At 58.0% G+C, this 15235-nt stretch carries 17 protein-coding genes; 15 read left to right on the forward strand and 2 right to left on the reverse strand.

Features of this window, described 5'->3' with window-relative positions:
- Positions 1 to 55: 55 nt before the first annotated feature.
- On the reverse strand, positions 56 to 1087 hold the full coding sequence (locus Q669_RS02310) for a zinc-dependent alcohol dehydrogenase family protein (protein ID WP_011785196.1): 1032 nt from the start codon (positions 1085 to 1087) through the stop codon (positions 56 to 58).
- A 272-nt stretch (positions 1088 to 1359) separates the two neighbouring features.
- Between Q669_RS02310 and tadA the strand changes: the two genes are divergently transcribed.
- Genes tadA through Q669_RS02330 form a run of 4 tightly spaced genes read left to right on the forward strand, consistent with a single transcriptional unit; the run spans position 1360 to position 4669 of the window.
- On the forward strand, positions 1360 to 1863 hold the full coding sequence (gene tadA, locus Q669_RS02315; RefSeq protein ID WP_011785195.1) for a tRNA adenosine(34) deaminase TadA: 504 nt from the start codon (positions 1360 to 1362) through the stop codon (positions 1861 to 1863).
- A 6-nt stretch (positions 1864 to 1869) separates the two neighbouring features.
- Positions 1870 to 2859: a UDP-glucose 4-epimerase GalE gene (galE, locus tag Q669_RS02320; protein WP_022991078.1), complete on the forward strand. Its 990-nt coding sequence runs from the start codon at positions 1870 to 1872 to the stop codon at positions 2857 to 2859.
- Positions 2860 to 2892: 33 nt separating this feature from the next.
- The gene (locus Q669_RS02325; RefSeq protein ID WP_022991079.1) at positions 2893 to 4239 is read left to right on the forward strand and encodes a UDP-glucose dehydrogenase family protein; all 1347 of its coding nucleotides are present in this window, start codon (positions 2893 to 2895) and stop codon (positions 4237 to 4239) included.
- A 19-nt stretch (positions 4240 to 4258) separates the two neighbouring features.
- A complete protein-coding gene (locus Q669_RS02330) occupies positions 4259 to 4669 on the forward strand; it encodes an HIT domain-containing protein (protein WP_036148569.1) in 411 nt (136 codons plus the stop codon).
- A gap of 11 nt (positions 4670 to 4680) precedes the next feature.
- Here Q669_RS02330 and fabR read toward each other — a convergent pair whose 3' ends face one another.
- Positions 4681 to 5307 (reverse strand): HTH-type transcriptional repressor FabR, encoded by a 627-nt coding sequence (gene fabR / locus Q669_RS02335; RefSeq protein WP_014421258.1) that lies wholly within the window; start codon positions 5305 to 5307, stop codon positions 4681 to 4683.
- 204 nt (positions 5308 to 5511) lie between these two features.
- Here fabR and aspS point away from each other — a divergent pair, with 204 nt between their 5' ends.
- The 11 genes from aspS (at position 5512) to ybgF (ending at position 15188) form a co-directional block, all read left to right on the forward strand.
- On the forward strand, positions 5512 to 7311 hold the full coding sequence (gene aspS / locus Q669_RS02340) for an aspartate--tRNA ligase (RefSeq protein WP_022991081.1): 1800 nt from the start codon (positions 5512 to 5514) through the stop codon (positions 7309 to 7311).
- A gap of 69 nt (positions 7312 to 7380) precedes the next feature.
- Positions 7381 to 7908 carry a crossover junction endodeoxyribonuclease RuvC gene (gene ruvC / locus Q669_RS02345; RefSeq protein WP_011785189.1) on the forward strand — a complete coding sequence of 176 codons (528 nt, stop codon included), beginning with the start codon at positions 7381 to 7383 and terminating at the stop codon, positions 7906 to 7908.
- A 30-nt stretch (positions 7909 to 7938) separates the two neighbouring features.
- On the forward strand, positions 7939 to 8568 hold the full coding sequence (gene ruvA, locus Q669_RS02350; RefSeq protein ID WP_031210510.1) for a Holliday junction branch migration protein RuvA: 630 nt from the start codon (positions 7939 to 7941) through the stop codon (positions 8566 to 8568).
- A gap of 160 nt (positions 8569 to 8728) precedes the next feature.
- Positions 8729 to 9760, forward strand: coding sequence for a Holliday junction branch migration DNA helicase RuvB (gene ruvB / locus Q669_RS02355; RefSeq protein WP_022991083.1), 1032 nt, complete (start codon positions 8729 to 8731; stop codon positions 9758 to 9760).
- Entirely contained in the window at positions 9753 to 10172 is a 420-nt protein-coding gene (ybgC, locus tag Q669_RS02360) for a tol-pal system-associated acyl-CoA thioesterase (RefSeq protein ID WP_011785186.1), read from the forward strand. The genes ruvB and ybgC overlap by 8 nt, the downstream gene beginning before the upstream one ends.
- 38 nt (positions 10173 to 10210) lie before the next feature.
- Positions 10211 to 10900: a protein TolQ gene (tolQ, locus tag Q669_RS02365; RefSeq protein WP_011785185.1), complete on the forward strand. Its 690-nt coding sequence runs from the start codon at positions 10211 to 10213 to the stop codon at positions 10898 to 10900.
- Positions 10901 to 10933: 33 nt separating this feature from the next.
- Positions 10934 to 11380: a protein TolR gene (gene tolR / locus Q669_RS02370; protein WP_011785184.1), complete on the forward strand. Its 447-nt coding sequence runs from the start codon at positions 10934 to 10936 to the stop codon at positions 11378 to 11380.
- 18 nt (positions 11381 to 11398) lie between these two features.
- A complete protein-coding gene (gene tolA / locus Q669_RS02375) occupies positions 11399 to 12427 on the forward strand; it encodes a cell envelope integrity protein TolA (RefSeq protein WP_227501043.1) in 1029 nt (342 codons plus the stop codon).
- A 14-nt stretch (positions 12428 to 12441) separates the two neighbouring features.
- Entirely contained in the window at positions 12442 to 13764 is a 1323-nt protein-coding gene (gene tolB, locus Q669_RS02380; protein WP_031210512.1) for a Tol-Pal system beta propeller repeat protein TolB, read from the forward strand.
- Positions 13765 to 13818: 54 nt separating this feature from the next.
- Positions 13819 to 14388, forward strand: coding sequence for a peptidoglycan-associated lipoprotein Pal (gene pal / locus Q669_RS02385; RefSeq protein ID WP_011785181.1), 570 nt, complete (start codon positions 13819 to 13821; stop codon positions 14386 to 14388).
- A gap of 23 nt (positions 14389 to 14411) precedes the next feature.
- Positions 14412 to 15188 (forward strand): tol-pal system protein YbgF, encoded by a 777-nt coding sequence (gene ybgF, locus Q669_RS02390; protein ID WP_022991086.1) that lies wholly within the window; start codon positions 14412 to 14414, stop codon positions 15186 to 15188.
- The last annotated feature ends 47 nt before the right edge of the window (positions 15189 to 15235 follow it).

Raw genomic sequence — 15235 nt, forward strand, 5'->3', positions numbered from 1 at the left:
AGAGCCGGAAGGCGGCAAGCAGGGATGCTTGCCGCCTTTTTTCGTTTTCAGGTCGTCATTCGGCGGTCAGCAACATCTTGACTGCTTTCTCCTTCGCCGCCTGGCTGAAGATGTCGTAGGCTTTTTCGATATCGTTGAGCTTGAGGCGGTGTGTGACCAGGTCCTCCGGCTTCACATCGCCACTCTCGACGACCTTCATCAGCACCGGAATGGTGTTGGTGCTCACCAAGCCGGTGCGTACCGTGATGTTTTTGATCCACAGGTCCTGCAGCCGGAATTCCACGCTTTTGCCGTGTACGCCGATGTTCGCGATGTTGCCGCCAGCGCGAATGATGCTCTGGCAGATATCGAAGGTCTCAGGTATGCCGACCGCCTCCATGGCAACGTCTACACCCTCACCGTTGGTCAGTTCTTTGATGGTTTCGATGGGGTCTCGGGCGATGGTGTCTGTGGCCCCCAGCATCCTGGCCATTGCCAGGCGGTTCTCGTCCGGATCAATCATGATGATACGCGCCGGTGAGTAGAAGCGGGAGGTCATTACGGCGGCCAGTCCGATGGGGCCGGCGCCGATGATGGCGACTGTGTCCCCCAGTTTGACTTCGCCGGCGAGAGCGCCAATCTCGTGTCCTGTGGGCAGGATGTCGCTGAGCATCACCGCGGCAGCTGGGTCCATTCCTGAAGGCAGGTGGTACAGGCTGTTGTCGGCATGGGGGATGCGTACATACTCGGCCTGGGTGCCATCGATCAAATGCCCCAGAATCCAGCCGCCGTCCCGGCAGTGGGCATAGATGCCGCGCTTACAGTAGTCGCAACGCCCGCAGGAGGTGACGCAGGAAATCAACACTTTGTCGCCAACCTTGATGTTACTTACTCCGTCACCCACTTCTTCGACCACTCCCACGCCTTCGTGGCCGAGAGTGCGACCTTTCGTGACCGCTGGCACATCGCCTTTCAGGATGTGCAGGTCGGTGCCGCAAATGGTGGTATGGGTGATGCGCACCACGGCATCTGTGGGTTTCTCGATTGCAGGCTGTGGCTTGTCTTCCCAGCTACGCTTTCCTGGTCCGTGAAATACCAATGCTTTCATAATGTTCTCTCCTTGAAGGATCTGCGGCTGCAGATGCGATTCAGGTCCTTGTAAGTCTTGCACGGACTGCACTGATTGAAACATGACGTATGTCAGTATAGGCCCCGAAAGGTAAAACGGTATGACAGTTGTCTGAGTAAAAAATCTTCTTTCAGTGCGGGTGCGCCCGGGGCCGTCGCTTGGTTAAGACGGCGAATAATGGTATTTTCGTGGCGCTTTCGGGGTTGGCCACTATCGTAGTTGTATAGGGCGCTATCAGTAGAGCCGCATTTATGTCGGATTCACCAAAGAATGATCAATACTGGATGGCCCGTGCACTGATGCTGGCGGAGCGGGCGGCCTCGATAGGCGAAGTGCCCGTTGGCGCGATTGTTGTCCGTGATGGTAAGGAGCTGGGCGTGGGTTACAATGCGCCCATTACCGGTTGTGATCCCACAGCCCACGCGGAGATTCGGGCTTTGCGGGATGCCTCCGCCAGGGTGGGGAACTACCGGCTGACCGGGGCAACTTTATACGTCACCCTTGAGCCTTGCACCATGTGTGTGGGCGCCATTGTGCACAGCCGAATCAGCCGCCTTGTTTATGGTGCCCGCGAGCCCAAAGCGGGTGCGGTAGAATCTGCCCGGCGTACGCTGGACGAGGCCCACCTTAACTGGCAAGTAGAAGCGGAAGGCAGTGTCCTGGAAGGCGAGTGCGGCCAGGTTATCAGTGATTTTTTCAGCCGGCGGCGGGCAGAGATTCGGCGGCGGCGTAAACAGAATTCAGGGAAGGAGTAACTCTGCGTGAAAGTACTTGTTACCGGCGGTGCCGGATATATCGGCAGTCACGTTGTGCGTCAGCTGGCGGCGGCAGGTCATGACATTGTCGTTTTTGATAACCTGTCTACCGGTTATCGCTGGGCCGTGACCGCCGGCGAGTTGGTGGTGGGCGACCTTGCCGATGAGCAAGCCCTCAGTGCGGTTTTTTCGCAGCATAAGTTCGAGGCGGTACTGCACTTTGCCGCCAATATCGTGGTACCGGAATCCGTTTCCAACCCCCTCAAGTACTACAGCAACAACACCCGGAACACCCTGAATCTTCTCAAGATGGTTGAGCGCTATCAGGTTCCCTACATGGTGTTTTCCTCCACGGCAGCGGTTTACGGTATGCCCGAACAAACCGTACTGACGGAAGACCTTCCGCTGGCGCCCATCAACCCCTACGGTGCCTCGAAAATGATGAGCGAGCGCATGATGATGGACCTCGCCGCTGCCAGCAGTCTGAATTACGTGATTCTGCGCTATTTCAATGTGGCCGGCGCCAACCCGGACGGCTTGTTGGGGCAGGCAACGCCGGAGGCAACGCACCTGATCAAGGTAGCCTGCGAGTGCGTGACCGGGCAGAGAGATGGTATGAGCGTGTTTGGCACCGACTACGAGACCCGTGACGGCACCTGTGTCCGCGACTACATCCATGTGGAAGATCTGGCCAAGGCCCATGTTATGGCGCTGGATTATATGGCCAAAGGCGGTGAGTCTCAGGTGCTTAATTGTGGTTATGGCCGTGGCTTCACTGTGCGTGAAGTGATTGATGTGGTGAAAACCGAGTCCGGTGTTGACTTCCCGGTACAGGAAACCGGACGCCGAGCCGGCGACCCGGCTGCGCTGATGGCCGATAACACTCGGATCAAGAGTGTCCTGGGCTGGCAGCCGGATTTTGATGATCTGAATACCATTGTGCGGACCGCGCTGGCCTGGGAAAAGATCTGGCAGCAAAAGAAAGCAGGCCACTGACAGTTTTCATTCTAAATTTTCAGGAAGAGTTGCATGAAGATTACGATTTTCGGAACCGGTTATGTCGGCCTTGTGACCGGCGCCTGTCTGGCGGATGTCGGGCACCACGTGCTGTGCATGGATGTGGACCAGGGCAAGATCGAAAAACTGAAGAACGGCCAGATTCCTATTTACGAGCCAGGCCTGGACAACATCGTCAAGCACACCGTTGAGGCAGGTCGCCTGGCATTTACCACGGACACCGAGGAAGCGGTCAAGCACGGTACCCTTCAGTTTATCGCCGTTGGCACGCCACCGGATGAGGATGGTTCTGCGGACCTTCAGTATGTTCTGGCAGTGGCGAAATCCATTGGGCAGCACATGGAGGATTACAAGGTGGTGGTGGACAAGTCCACCGTACCGGTCGGGACTGGCGACAAAGTAAAGGCGGCGGTTCGTGCCCAGCTGGACAAGCGGGGGTTGGAACTGGATTTTGATGTGGTGTCCAATCCGGAATTCCTGAAAGAAGGTGCTGCCATCAACGATTTCATGAAGCCGGACAGGATTGTGGTCGGCACCGAGAGCGAAAAGGCGGCGGATTTGTTGCGGGAAGTGTACTACCCGTTCAACCGCAACCACGATCGCATGATCTTCATGGACATCCGTTCTGCTGAGCTGACCAAGTACGCGGCCAATGCCATGCTGGCCACCAAGATCAGCTTCATGAACGAAGTGGCAAACCTGGCCGAGCGGCTGGGCGCGGATATTGAAGAAGTGCGCCGGGGTATCGGTTCTGATCCGCGTATCGGTTACCACTTTATCTACCCGGGTTGCGGTTACGGCGGTTCCTGCTTCCCGAAAGATGTGCAGGCCCTGGCCCGCACCGCCCGCGACTGCGACTACGAGTCCAAGCTGCTGAACGCGGTGGAAGCAGTGAACTATGCCCAGAAGCATGTGCTGTTCGACAAGGTCTCGCACTACTTTCAGGGTGATCTGAAGGGCAAGACCGTGGCGCTCTGGGGTCTGGCGTTCAAGCCCAACACAGATGACATGCGCGAAGCATCTTCCCGCACCCTGATGGAAGATCTCTGGAAAGCCGGTGCGAAGGTGCAGGCTTTCGATCCGGAAGCCATGGAGGAAACCCAGCGCATCTACGGGGATCACGAGGGACTGACTTTGTGCGGTACCAAGGAACAGGCGTTGAAGGGTGCTGACGTATTGGTGATCTGCACCGAGTGGAAAGAGTTCCGCTCACCGGACTTTGATGTGATTGCCTCAACCCTGAGTGAGCCGGTGGTGTTTGATGGTCGCAACCTGTACGAGCCGGAAATGCTGGATCGTCATGGCCTGATCTACTACGCCATTGGCCGCGGCCGTAACCAGTTCCATTCAGCGGTCTGACGGCCTGGGAGGGGTGTTGATGTTCCAGCTTCACGAGCGTTTGGCGGCAGATACCCACAAGCTGGGGGAAAGCCGTCTGTGTGATGTCTTGCTGATGAACGACAACACCTGGCCCTGGGTTATCCTGGTACCCCGCGTATCAGGCATTCGGGAAATCTATGAGTTGCCGAACGAGCAGCAGCAACGTCTGCTGTTCGAGTCCTCTGCATTTAGTGAGGGGATGATGGAACTGTTCGGTGGCGACAAAATGAATGTGGCAGCGCTGGGCAATATGGTGCCCCAGTTGCACTTGCATCATATTGTCCGCTATCAGGGCGACCCGGCCTGGCCGGGTCCGGTGTGGGGCAAGCAGCCTCCTGTACCTTACACAGAAGAGCAGCTAGCCAGTGTGAAAGCAAAGCTGCAGCCGCTACTTGAGCAACTTGCCTAAGATTTAGTAGCTCAATCCAGACCCTGCTGCCACTGGGCCAGGGTCTGGGAACCCACCAGAATCATTCTCAGCTCGGTTTTCAATTTCTGCTTGAGTTCCTCTCGCTCTTTCGGGGTTGCATCCAGCGCCTCGGCGCCTTGATTGAAGACCAGTGTGACCATGGCTTCGGCGACAATCCTGGCTTCCGCCAGGGGTTTGTTCTGTTCGTCGGCAAACCGGCCAAGATCGTCGGCCAGCTCCGTTACGAAATGGTCGATTTCTGCTTTCACCGCCGTCCGGAAAGGCTTGGATACGCCGGTGCGCTCCCTCAGCATCAGGCGGAACAGGTTGGCGTTGTTCCCCAGGTACTCCATGAAGGTGTCCACCGAAGTGGAAATCGCACTGCCGTCCCGGGCAATACGTTTACGGGCCTGGCGCATCAGCTGCCGCAGGGCCACGCCGCCTTCGTCCACCAGGGCCAGGCCAAGCTCGTCCAGCTCGGCGAAGTGCCGATAAAAGGATGTGGGGGCAATGCCGGCCTCCCGGGCGACTTCCCGCAAACTCAGGCTGCCAAAGCCCCGGTCTGCGCTCAGTTGGGCGAGGGCAGCGTCCATCAGTGCTCGACGGGTTTTCAGTTTCTGTTCCGCTCGGGTGGCCAACGTCTTACTCCATGGTCCGGTCAAACCATGCATTCTAGCCCCCGGTTTTTTGATAGTCATCCCGCTGCCGGATATCCGGTGTCAATTCTGTTTCCGGACGCCTGATTTTCAAAGCCATTGTGTTTATAATGGGCGGCTTTTCGGCTATAGCCGCCCAAATTCTTTGATTCAACGCGAACACATTCAGAACGAACGGGAACCGATATGCGCAGCCATTATTGCGGTGGGATTAACGAATCTCACATCGATCAGGAAGTCACACTCTGCGGATGGGTACACCGCCGCCGTGACCACGGTGGGGTCATCTTTCTGGATCTGCGAGATCGGGATGGCATGTCTCAGGTTGTGGTCGATCCGGACACCCCTGAAAGTTTTGCTCTGGCGGAGAAAGTCCGCAGCGAATTTGTTATCAAGGTGACCGGCCGCGTTCGTCGTCGCCCCGCGGGTACCGAGAACAACAACATGCCCACTGGCCAGGTCGAGCTGTTGGGCAAAGAGCTGGTCATTCTGAACGCAGCCGCCACCCCGCCGTTCCCGCTGGATGAGCACGTCGACGTGGGCGAGGATGTTCGCCTGCGCTACCGGTTCGTAGATCTGCGTCGCCCGGAGATGATCAACCGTCTGCGGTTCCGTTCCCGTGTGACCAGTTACATCCGGAACTTCCTGGACAGCCGCGGATTCATGGATGTGGAAACCCCGATCCTGACCCGTGCCACCCCGGAAGGTGCCCGTGACTACCTGGTACCGAGCCGTACCCACGAAGGTTCCTTCTTCGCTCTGCCACAGTCGCCGCAGCTGTTCAAACAGTTGCTGATGGTGTCTGGTGTAGATCGCTACTACCAGATTGCCAAGTGTTTCCGCGATGAAGATCTGCGTGCCGATCGTCAGCCCGAGTTTACCCAGGTGGACATCGAGGCTTCTTTCATCGATGAAGAAACCCTGATGGGCCTGAACGAGGAAATGATTCGTTCCCTGTTCAAGGATGTGCTGGATGTTGAGCTGCCGGAGTTTCCGCGCATGCCGTATTCTGAAGCCATGCAGCGTTACGGCAGCGACAAGCCGGACTTGCGTATCCCTCTGGAACTTCAGGATGTGGGTGATCTGGTGGAAAGCGTGGACTTCAAGGTGTTCGCAGGTCCCGCCAAAGATCCGAAGGGCCGTGTCGCCGCCCTGCGCGTGCCCAAGGGCGCTGAGCTTACCCGTAAACAGATTGATGATTACACCAAATTTGTTGGTATCTACGGTGCCAAAGGTCTGGCCTACATCAAGGTGAACGAACTGGCCAAGGGTGCCGAAGGCCTGCAGTCGCCAATCGTGAAGTTCCTGGGTGACGATGTTGCCCTGGCCATTATGGAGCGCGTAGGGGCGGAAGACGGCGATATCGTCTTCTTCGGCGCCGATAAGGCCACGGTGGTGAACGAAGCCCTCGGTGCGCTGCGCATCAAGGTGGGTCACGACCTGAACATGCTTACTTGCGATTGGGCACCAATGTGGGTTGTAGACTTCCCGATGTTCGAGGAGCTGCCGGATGGCAATCTGACCGCCATTCACCACCCGTTCACGGCGCCGTCCTGCAGCCCGGAAGATCTGGCAGCAGACCCGGCGAACGCCTTGTCCCGTGCCTATGACATGGTGCTCAATGGTACCGAGCTGGGCGGTGGATCTATCCGTATCCACGACGAGAAAATGCAGGAAACGGTGTTCCGTATCCTGGGTATCGGAGAGGAAGAGGCCCGCGCCAAGTTTGGCTTCCTGCTGGATGCCCTGAAGTTTGGTTGCCCGCCTCACGGTGGTCTGGCCTTTGGCCTGGATCGTCTGGTGATGCTGATGACCGGCTCTTCGTCGATCCGCGACGTCATCGCTTTCCCGAAAACCCAGAGCGCGACCTGTCTGATGACTCAGGCGCCGGGCGAGGTAGACGAGAAGCAGCTGAAGGAGCTGCATATTCGTCTGCGCCGTTCTGCTAAAGCCGTTGAAGGCAACAAGGCAGAAGATAAAGAGTAAAGGCACGATGCCGGAGGTGGCGCGCCATCTCCGGCACGGCCAGACTCTCTCACTTCCGAGGGCAGGCGGATGGCAATCATCCTGGGGGTAGACCCCGGCTCCCGCATCACCGGTTACGGTCTTATTCGTTCTGAAGGCCGGCTTCTTGAGTACCTCGACAGTGGCTGCATTCGCGTAGGTGAAAAGCCAATGGCGGAGAGGCTGCAGACTATTTTCCACAGTCTCGCCGTGCTGATTGGCGAATATCGCCCGGAGGAGTTCGCTATTGAGCAGGTGTTCATGGCGCGCAACCCGGACTCGGCCCTGAAGCTCGGTCAGGCAAGGGGAGCTGCAATCGTCAGTGCCGCCAACAGCGGCCTGGCAGTCCATGAGTATTCTGCCCGGCAGGTGAAGCAGGCGGTGGTGGGTACTGGTGGAGCGGATAAATCCCAGGTGCAGCACATGGTGCAGGCGCTTCTGGGGCTGTCCCGAAAGCCACAGGCGGATGCCGCCGATGCCCTGGCCATAGCCCTGTGCCATGCCCATATGAACCAGAGTGTATTACGTATGGCCAGGACCGGAGGTAAGGTCAGAAGCGGCCGCGTACGCCAACCATAAGCGGCGGTTTGCCGCGACAGGAGAGCCCGTTTGATTGGTCGAATCCGAGGAATGCTGATTGAAAAGTCTCCCGGGCAGGCGCTGGTGGAATGTTCCGGCCTGGGTTACGAAATTGACATTCCCTACACCACGTTTTTTCATCTGCCCGAGACCGGGCAGGAAGTGACCCTTCATACCCATTTCGCCGTTCGTGAAGACGCCCAGAGCCTTTATGGTTTTGCCTCCCGTCTGGATCGAAATCTGTTCCGGCTGCTGATCAAGGTTAACGGTGTTGGCCCCAAACTTGCGGTGGGCATTCTGTCGGGCCTGGATGCACAGCAATTCATCCGCTGTGTCGAGGCTCGGGACGCGAATTCGCTGGTGAAACTGCCCGGTGTCGGCAAAAAAACGGCCGAGAGGCTGTTGATTGAAATGGCCGACAGGATAGGGCAGCTGGAAGGGCAGTTTGTCCCGTCTCAGCTCGATGTGCCGACTGGAGCCGGGGCGGCTACCGCGAATCAGGCTGGGCCTGACCCTCGGGAGGAGGCTGAGGCCGCATTGATTGCCCTTGGCTACAAGCCCCAGGAGGCGGCCAAGGCGATCAGCAAGGTGGCCGGCCCGGATATGAACAGCGAAACGCTGATACGTCTGGCCCTGAAGAATATGATTCCCGCCGGGTAACAACCCGGCGTTTTTGTGTCGGCTATGGCCACAGAACCATGACACCAATGTGTATAGAGCGTAACGTGACTCACAAGCGCCCCTTTGTACAATTGGTGCAACCTGACTTACAGGGTGAGCCAGCGGGCATGTTGTTTATTCCCAGCAAGCGGATAATGCCATGATTGAATCGGACCGATTGATATCGGCCAAGGCCGGAGAATATGAGGAAGTGCATGATCGGGCCATCCGTCCGACGTTGCTTTCCGAGTATGTGGGCCAGCCTACGGTACGCGAACAGATGGAGATTTTTATCTCCGCTGCCCGGGGCCGCCAGGAAGCGCTGGATCATGTGCTGATTTTCGGCCCTCCCGGGCTTGGTAAAACCACTCTGGCCAACATCATTGCCAACGAGATGGGTGTCTCGATCAAGACGACCTCCGGCCCGGTACTGGAAAAGGCCGGAGATCTGGCTGCCATGCTCACCAACCTCGAGGAAGGTGACGTCCTGTTTATCGACGAGATCCATCGCCTGAGTGCGGCGGTGGAGGAAGTGCTCTATCCGGCCATGGAAGACTATCAGCTGGATATCATGATTGGTGAAGGGCCGGCTGCACGGTCTATCAAGCTGGATCTGCCGCCGTTTACGCTGGTGGGGGCAACCACCCGTGCCGGTCTGCTGACGTCGCCGCTGAGAGACCGGTTCGGCATTGTCCAGCGCCTGGAGTTCTACAATCACCAGGACCTCACCCATATTATTACCCGTTCGGCGCGGCTGTCGTCGGTGGAAATCGACGAGGCAGGAGCGTTCGAGATTGCCCGTCGGTCCCGGGGAACGCCAAGGATTGCCAACCGGTTGTTGCGGCGAGTCAGGGATTTTGCCGAAGTGCGCTCCAACGGCCATATCACTTCGGATATTGCTGACCAGGCACTCAACATGTTGAAAGTGGACAGCCAGGGGTTCGACCACATGGACCGTCGCCTGTTGCTGGCCATGATCGAGAAGTTTGATGGCGGCCCGGTAGGCGTGGAGAGTCTGGCGGCCGCAATCAGTGAGGAGCGGGGCACCATTGAGGATGTACTGGAGCCGTTCCTGATTCAGCAGGGGTACATGGTGCGGACACCAAGAGGGCGTATGGTGACATCGAACGCCTACCAGCATTTCGGGGTGGTGCCGCCAAAGTCCGGCCGGGAGGACGACCTTTTTGAGTGATCCCTCTGCCAGCTTTGAGTTGCCGGTTCGGGTCTACATAGAAGATACGGATGCCGGTGGCATTGTTTTTCATGCCAAATACCTGCACTACATGGAGCGTGCCAGAACGGAGTGGGTCCGTAGCCAGGGTGTCGGGCTTCGTGCGGGGCTGGAGCACAACATCAGTTACGTGGTGCAAAAGATGAATCTGCACTTCCGGATGCCCGCGAAGCTGGATGATCAGTTGCTGGTTACGGCTGAGCTGAAAGCGGCATCCCGGGTCTGGATGGGCTTTCGGCAATGCGTGTATCGGGCGGATGATCGGCAGTTACTGTGTGATGCAGACGTCCGTGTGGCCTGTGTTGCACTGGATACCGGCAAACCCCGGCGTCTTCCGGAAAATATGCAGGAAATTCTTAAGAATTTCGTATAATTTGTTGAAAGATTTACAAAACTACTTGGGAGTGAACAGTGGAAACGGAACTGTCAGTCTGGCATCTGATTGCGAATGCAGGGATTTTGGTGCAGTTGGTCATGCTGTTGCTGATGCTGGCATCGGTCGTCTCCTGGGCACTGATTTTCCAGCGCCTGCAGGTCTTCCGGAAAGCCCGTCAGGCTCAGCTGGAATTTGAGGACCGGTTCTGGTCCGGCATGGATCTGGGCCAGCTTTACAAAGAAGTGAGTGCAGAGCCAACGCCGTTTTCCGGTATGGAGTCTGTGTTCCGGGCAGGGTTCAAGGAGTTCTCCCGCCTTCGTCAGCAGAGCAGGGATGCCGACGCCGTGATGGAAGGTACCCAAAGGGCCATGCGCGTGGCTTTTTCCCGGGAGCAGGAGCGCCTGGAAACCCATCTGCCGTTCCTGGCGACGGTCGGTTCCACCAGTCCCTACGTTGGCCTGTTCGGTACCGTGTGGGGCATCATGAACTCCTTCCGCGGGCTGGCCCAGGTGCAGCAAGCCACGCTGGCCACGGTGGCGCCGGGTATCTCTGAGGCGTTGATTGCCACGGCGATGGGCCTGTTCGCGGCCATCCCTGCGGTCATTGCCTATAACCGGTTCTCGGCCATGTCAGACGCCTTGCTCAAGAACTACGAAACCTTTGCGGAAGAGTTTTCCAGCATTCTGCATCGCCGGGTCCACAACAGCGATCAGGCCGCAGCATAAGGTGCCATCTGGCGGTAACAGGAGTGTAGCGAGATGAAAGGTATGGGAATGATGCCTCAGCAACGGCGCAAGCCGATGTCTGAGATCAACGTAGTCCCCTACATCGATGTGATGCTGGTGCTTCTGGTGATCTTCATGGTGACGGCACCGATGCTCACCCAGGGCGTGAAGGTGGATCTGCCGGAGACAACCTCCGACCCGATTCAGCAGGACAAAGACGTGGAGTCCATCACCGTGTCTGTCGATAGCAATGGCGCCTACTACCTGGAAGTGGGTGACGACGCCAGCGAGCCGATGGCGCTGGACGAGGTGCGCAACCAGGTGGCAAAGATTCTGTCCCAACGGAGCAACGGTGAAGTGCTCGTCCGGGGCGATGAGTACGTGGACTACGGTGTGGTGGTGCGCCTGATGGCTGAGCTTCAGGCTGCCGGGGCCACCGGGATTGGCCTGATTACCGACGCGCCCAATGATAATCAGTAATTGGATGATGGTGACATTTTGAAGGGCCACAAGCGGGACATCGTCAGTACCGGAAAAGCACCTCTGAAATCGCCGGTGGCGGTCTCGGTAGGGCTGCACCTGCTGTTGTTCGGTATTGCTCTGGCCGGGTGGTCGTGGAATACGCCACCAGAACCGGAGCCCAGGAGTATTTCGGCCCGGCTGATCAGTCCTGAACCAAGGCCGACACCGGTGGTGGAAGAGCAGGACGAGGCGGATAAAGAGCAGGAGCGCAAGCAGGCACAGGCGCGCGAGCGGGAAGAAGCCGAACGCCAGCGCCAGGCTGAAGAAAAAGCCCGGCAGGAGGCGGAACGGAAGGCTCAGGAAGAGGCTCGCAGGCGCGAAGAAGAGCGTCTTCAGCAAGAGGCGCAGGCTAAGGAGCTGGCAGAGAAGCAAGCCAGAGAGCGTGAAGCGGCGCGCCAGAAAGCGGAAGCCGAAGCCAAAGAGCGGGAACGGCAGAAAGCTGAGGAAGAGCGCAAGCGGCAAGAAGAAGCTAAACGTCGGGCCGAGGAAGAAAAGCGCCGCCAGGAAGAGCAGCGAAAGAAAGAAGAGGCTGAACGCCAGCGCCGCGAAGAGGAAGCTCGCAAAGAGGCAGAGCGGAAACGTCTTGAGGCTGAGAGGCGCCTGCGCGAACAGCAGCTGGAAGCGCTGGCGGATCAGGCCAGGCAAGAGCGTGAAGCGGAAGCCCGCCGCCAGCAGGAAGCCGCGGCAGCACGTGCCAGAGAAGCACAGATGCTGAGCGAGAGTGAGAAATACCAGGCGTTGATTCGCGAGCGGTTAAGCCAGGCGTGGTACCCGCCGTCCTCAGCGACTGAAAACATGACGGCGAGGTTGCAGATCACACTGTTGCCCACCGGTGAACTGGCCAGTGTGAAGTTGGTCGGTAGCAGTGGCAACACTGCGTTTGATAACTCGGCCCTGAGTGCGGTCCGATCATTGAACCGCTATCCCATTCCGGATAATCGTGACACGTTTGAGCGTTATTTCCGCCAGTTCACGATTGAATTCAACCCGCAAAGACTGCGGTGAGGTTGATAATGTTTATGAAAAGCAGATCCCGTTGCTCTGGTAGCTTTCTGAAGACACCGGTTATTGCCTGCCTGGTGCTGTTTTTGACGGCATCCCTGGGCGCCCGGGCGGAACTGTTGATCCGCATTACCGAAGGTGCGGGATCGGCCATTCCGATTGCCGTTGTACCGTTCGCAGAGAGTGGCAGTATGCCCGCCGGGGACAAGGTGGGCAGTATCGTGCAGGCAGATCTGACCATGAGTGGTGAGTTTCGTCCGCTAGAACCATCAAAAATGCTGAGCCTTCCCTCTGAGCGCTCCGAGGTGTATTTCCGGGACTGGCGCATGCTGGGGCAGCGCTATGTGCTGGTTGGGCAGCTGACCCGCAATGGTGATCGGATTCAGGCCCGCTACGAGTTGTTTGATGTTAACCAGGAGAAGCGGATTCTTGGTGAAACGGCGGCAGTTCCTGCCTCTAACCTTCGATCGCTGGGCCACCACATCAGTGACCGGGTGTATGAGGCTATTACCGGAGCTCCCGGTGTATTCTCCACCAAGCTGGCTTACATCACCGTGTCTGGTGAGGGCGAGCAGACCCGTTACCGGCTTCAGGTCAGCGATGTGGATGGTAAGCGCTCCAAAGTCCGGTTGGAAAGCCGGGAGCCGATTCTGTCACCGGCCTGGTCGCCGGATGGAAAGAAACTGGCCTATGTTTCCTTTGAGACGGGCAAGCCGGTTATTTTTGTCCACGAACTGGCTACCGGTGAGCGCCAGAAGGTCGCAGACTTCCCGGGGCTGAACTCGGCACCGGCCTGGTCGGCCGATGGCCGTTCCCTGTTGATGACGCTTTCCCGTGACGGTAACGCCGAGATATACCGAATGGACCTTGCCAGCCGCAATCTGACGCGTTTGACCGACCATTGGGCGATTGATACCGAAGCCGCATGGGACCATGCCGACCGGGGTATCTACTTTACCTCTGATCGCTCCGGTGGTCCGCAGCTCTATCACATGGAACGCCCGGGGGCTGAGCCGCGTCGAATTACCTTTGGCAGTCGCTACAACGCAAGGCCGCGACCGAGCCCCACGGGTGACTATGTCTATTACGTTCATCAGCGCGACAGTGCCTTCCATATTGCCAGAACGAACCTGGAGACCGGCGAAGAGACGGTTATTACCCGCACCGGCTCCGATGAATCACCCAGTGTGGCTCCCAATGGCAGGTTGCTGATCTACGCAACCCGTCAGAACGGGGAAGGCGTACTGACCGTGGTATCCGCAGACGGAGGTGCGGCGTATAGCCTGCCGGCCTCCGAGGGCGAAGTGCGGGAGCCGGCCTGGGGGCCGGTTACCCGCTGAAAATGTACTGAACTGAATTAATTCAACGAAGACCTGAAAAGAGGAAATAACGTGATGAAGATGTCTTTCTCTACAAAAGCGTTTGCCATGCTCCTGTCCGCCGGCCTGGTTGCTGGTTGTAGCTCCACCGGTGAGAACATGGAAGAGGGTGCTTACGGTTCTGACGTGGCCGCGATTGATCAGGATGGCGGTTCTACCGTTTACGGTGGTGCGGATGGCTCCGGCGTTTCCGCCTCCGAGCTGACTGATGACGAGCGCCGGGCCGCTCAGGAGCAAGCCGAGCAGGAAGCCCTGCGTGACATCACCACCTTCTACTTCGATTTCGATACGTCCGAAATCAAGCCGGACGCCCGTGACGTACTGGTTGCCCACGCCCGCTACCTGGCGGACAACCCGCGTCAGCAGGTACGCCTGGAAGGTCATGCGGATGAGCGTGGCACCAAGGAATACAACCTGGCTCTGGGTGAGCGCCGCGCGAATGCCGTACAGCGCTTCCTGATCGTAAACGGCGCTTCCCGTGGCCAGATTGAAACCGTAAGCTATGGTGAAGAAAAGCCGGCCGTGCGTGGTTCCACTGAAAGTGCCTGGGCACAGAACCGTCGCGTAGAGCTGGTATTCCAGTAAAACCGACCTAGACGGACGTATCCATGAGAAAACAGCTCATGGCGGCCGTGCTGATCCCGCTGGGCCTTGGCCTGGCGGGAGTCGCCCATGCACAGTCGTCCACACCCGCATTCCAGAACAACAGCTCCGAGGCCCAGCGTAAGGCTGGCAACAACCAGGCCACGGCAGAGCTGTTCTACATGATTCAGCAACTGCAGCGCGAAGTGCGAGACCTGCGTGGCCAGGTTGAAGAACAGCAGCACCAGATTGGTCGCCTGCAACAGCAGGGCAGGGACCGCTATGTGGATCTGGATCAGCGGATACTGGAGCTGTCCAAGGCCGTCGAGTCCGGGGCCAGTGCTGCACAGCAGCCGGCTGCAGCGGGAGCTTCAGCAGACAGTGGAAGACTGAAGCCGACCCGGGTGTATCGTTCGCCGGAACCGGAAGAGCAGAAAACCTATAACGACATTATCGACCTTATCCGCAACAAGAAAGACTACGACACGGCGATAACCCGCCTGTACGAGTTTGTGGATACCTATCCCGAGGGCGACCTCACCGTTAATGCCTATTACTGGCTTGGTGAAGTCTATCTGGCGAAACCCCAGTTGGAGCAGGCCCGTCAGGCTTTTACCATCGTTGCGACGCGCTATAGTGATCATCGCAAGGCGCCGGACGCTGTGTACAAGCTGGGGGTGACTCTGGATCGCCTGGGCGAAAAAGACGAGGCACGGCGTCGGATGACCTCCGTTGTCGAACAGTACCCCGATTCAGGGGCGGCAGAGTTGGCGAAGAAGTATCTTGATTCCGCCCAGGGTTGATCGGTATCTGGTCAACTTGCACGGATCTTGATCGGTCATTGAAAAAA

The sequence above is a fragment of the Marinobacter sp. C1S70 genome (assembly GCF_000475355.1).
In the GTDB taxonomy this organism is placed as follows: Bacteria; Pseudomonadota; Gammaproteobacteria; order Pseudomonadales; family Oleiphilaceae; genus Marinobacter; species Marinobacter nauticus.

Bases quoted from the DNA above. Each gene is read 5' to 3' on its own strand.
- Q669_RS02310 (WP_011785196.1), bottom strand. From the start codon at position 1,087: ATGAAAGCATTGGTATTTCACGGACCAGGAAAGCGTAGCTGGGAAGAC.
- tadA (WP_011785195.1), top strand. From the start codon at position 1,360: ATGTCGGATTCACCAAAGAATGATCAATACTGGATGGCCCGTGCACTG.
- Q669_RS02325 (WP_022991079.1), top strand. From the start codon at position 2,893: ATGAAGATTACGATTTTCGGAACCGGTTATGTCGGCCTTGTGACCGGC.
- Q669_RS02330 (WP_036148569.1), top strand. From the start codon at position 4,259: ATGTTCCAGCTTCACGAGCGTTTGGCGGCAGATACCCACAAGCTGGGG.
- aspS (WP_022991081.1), top strand. From the start codon at position 5,512: ATGCGCAGCCATTATTGCGGTGGGATTAACGAATCTCACATCGATCAG.
- ruvC (WP_011785189.1), top strand. From the start codon at position 7,381: ATGGCAATCATCCTGGGGGTAGACCCCGGCTCCCGCATCACCGGTTAC.
- ruvB (WP_022991083.1), top strand. From the start codon at position 8,729: ATGATTGAATCGGACCGATTGATATCGGCCAAGGCCGGAGAATATGAG.
- tolR (WP_011785184.1), top strand. From the start codon at position 10,934: ATGAAAGGTATGGGAATGATGCCTCAGCAACGGCGCAAGCCGATGTCT.
- tolB (WP_031210512.1), top strand. From the start codon at position 12,442: ATGAAAAGCAGATCCCGTTGCTCTGGTAGCTTTCTGAAGACACCGGTT.
- pal (WP_011785181.1), top strand. From the start codon at position 13,819: ATGAAGATGTCTTTCTCTACAAAAGCGTTTGCCATGCTCCTGTCCGCC.
- ybgF (WP_022991086.1), top strand. From the start codon at position 14,412: ATGAGAAAACAGCTCATGGCGGCCGTGCTGATCCCGCTGGGCCTTGGC.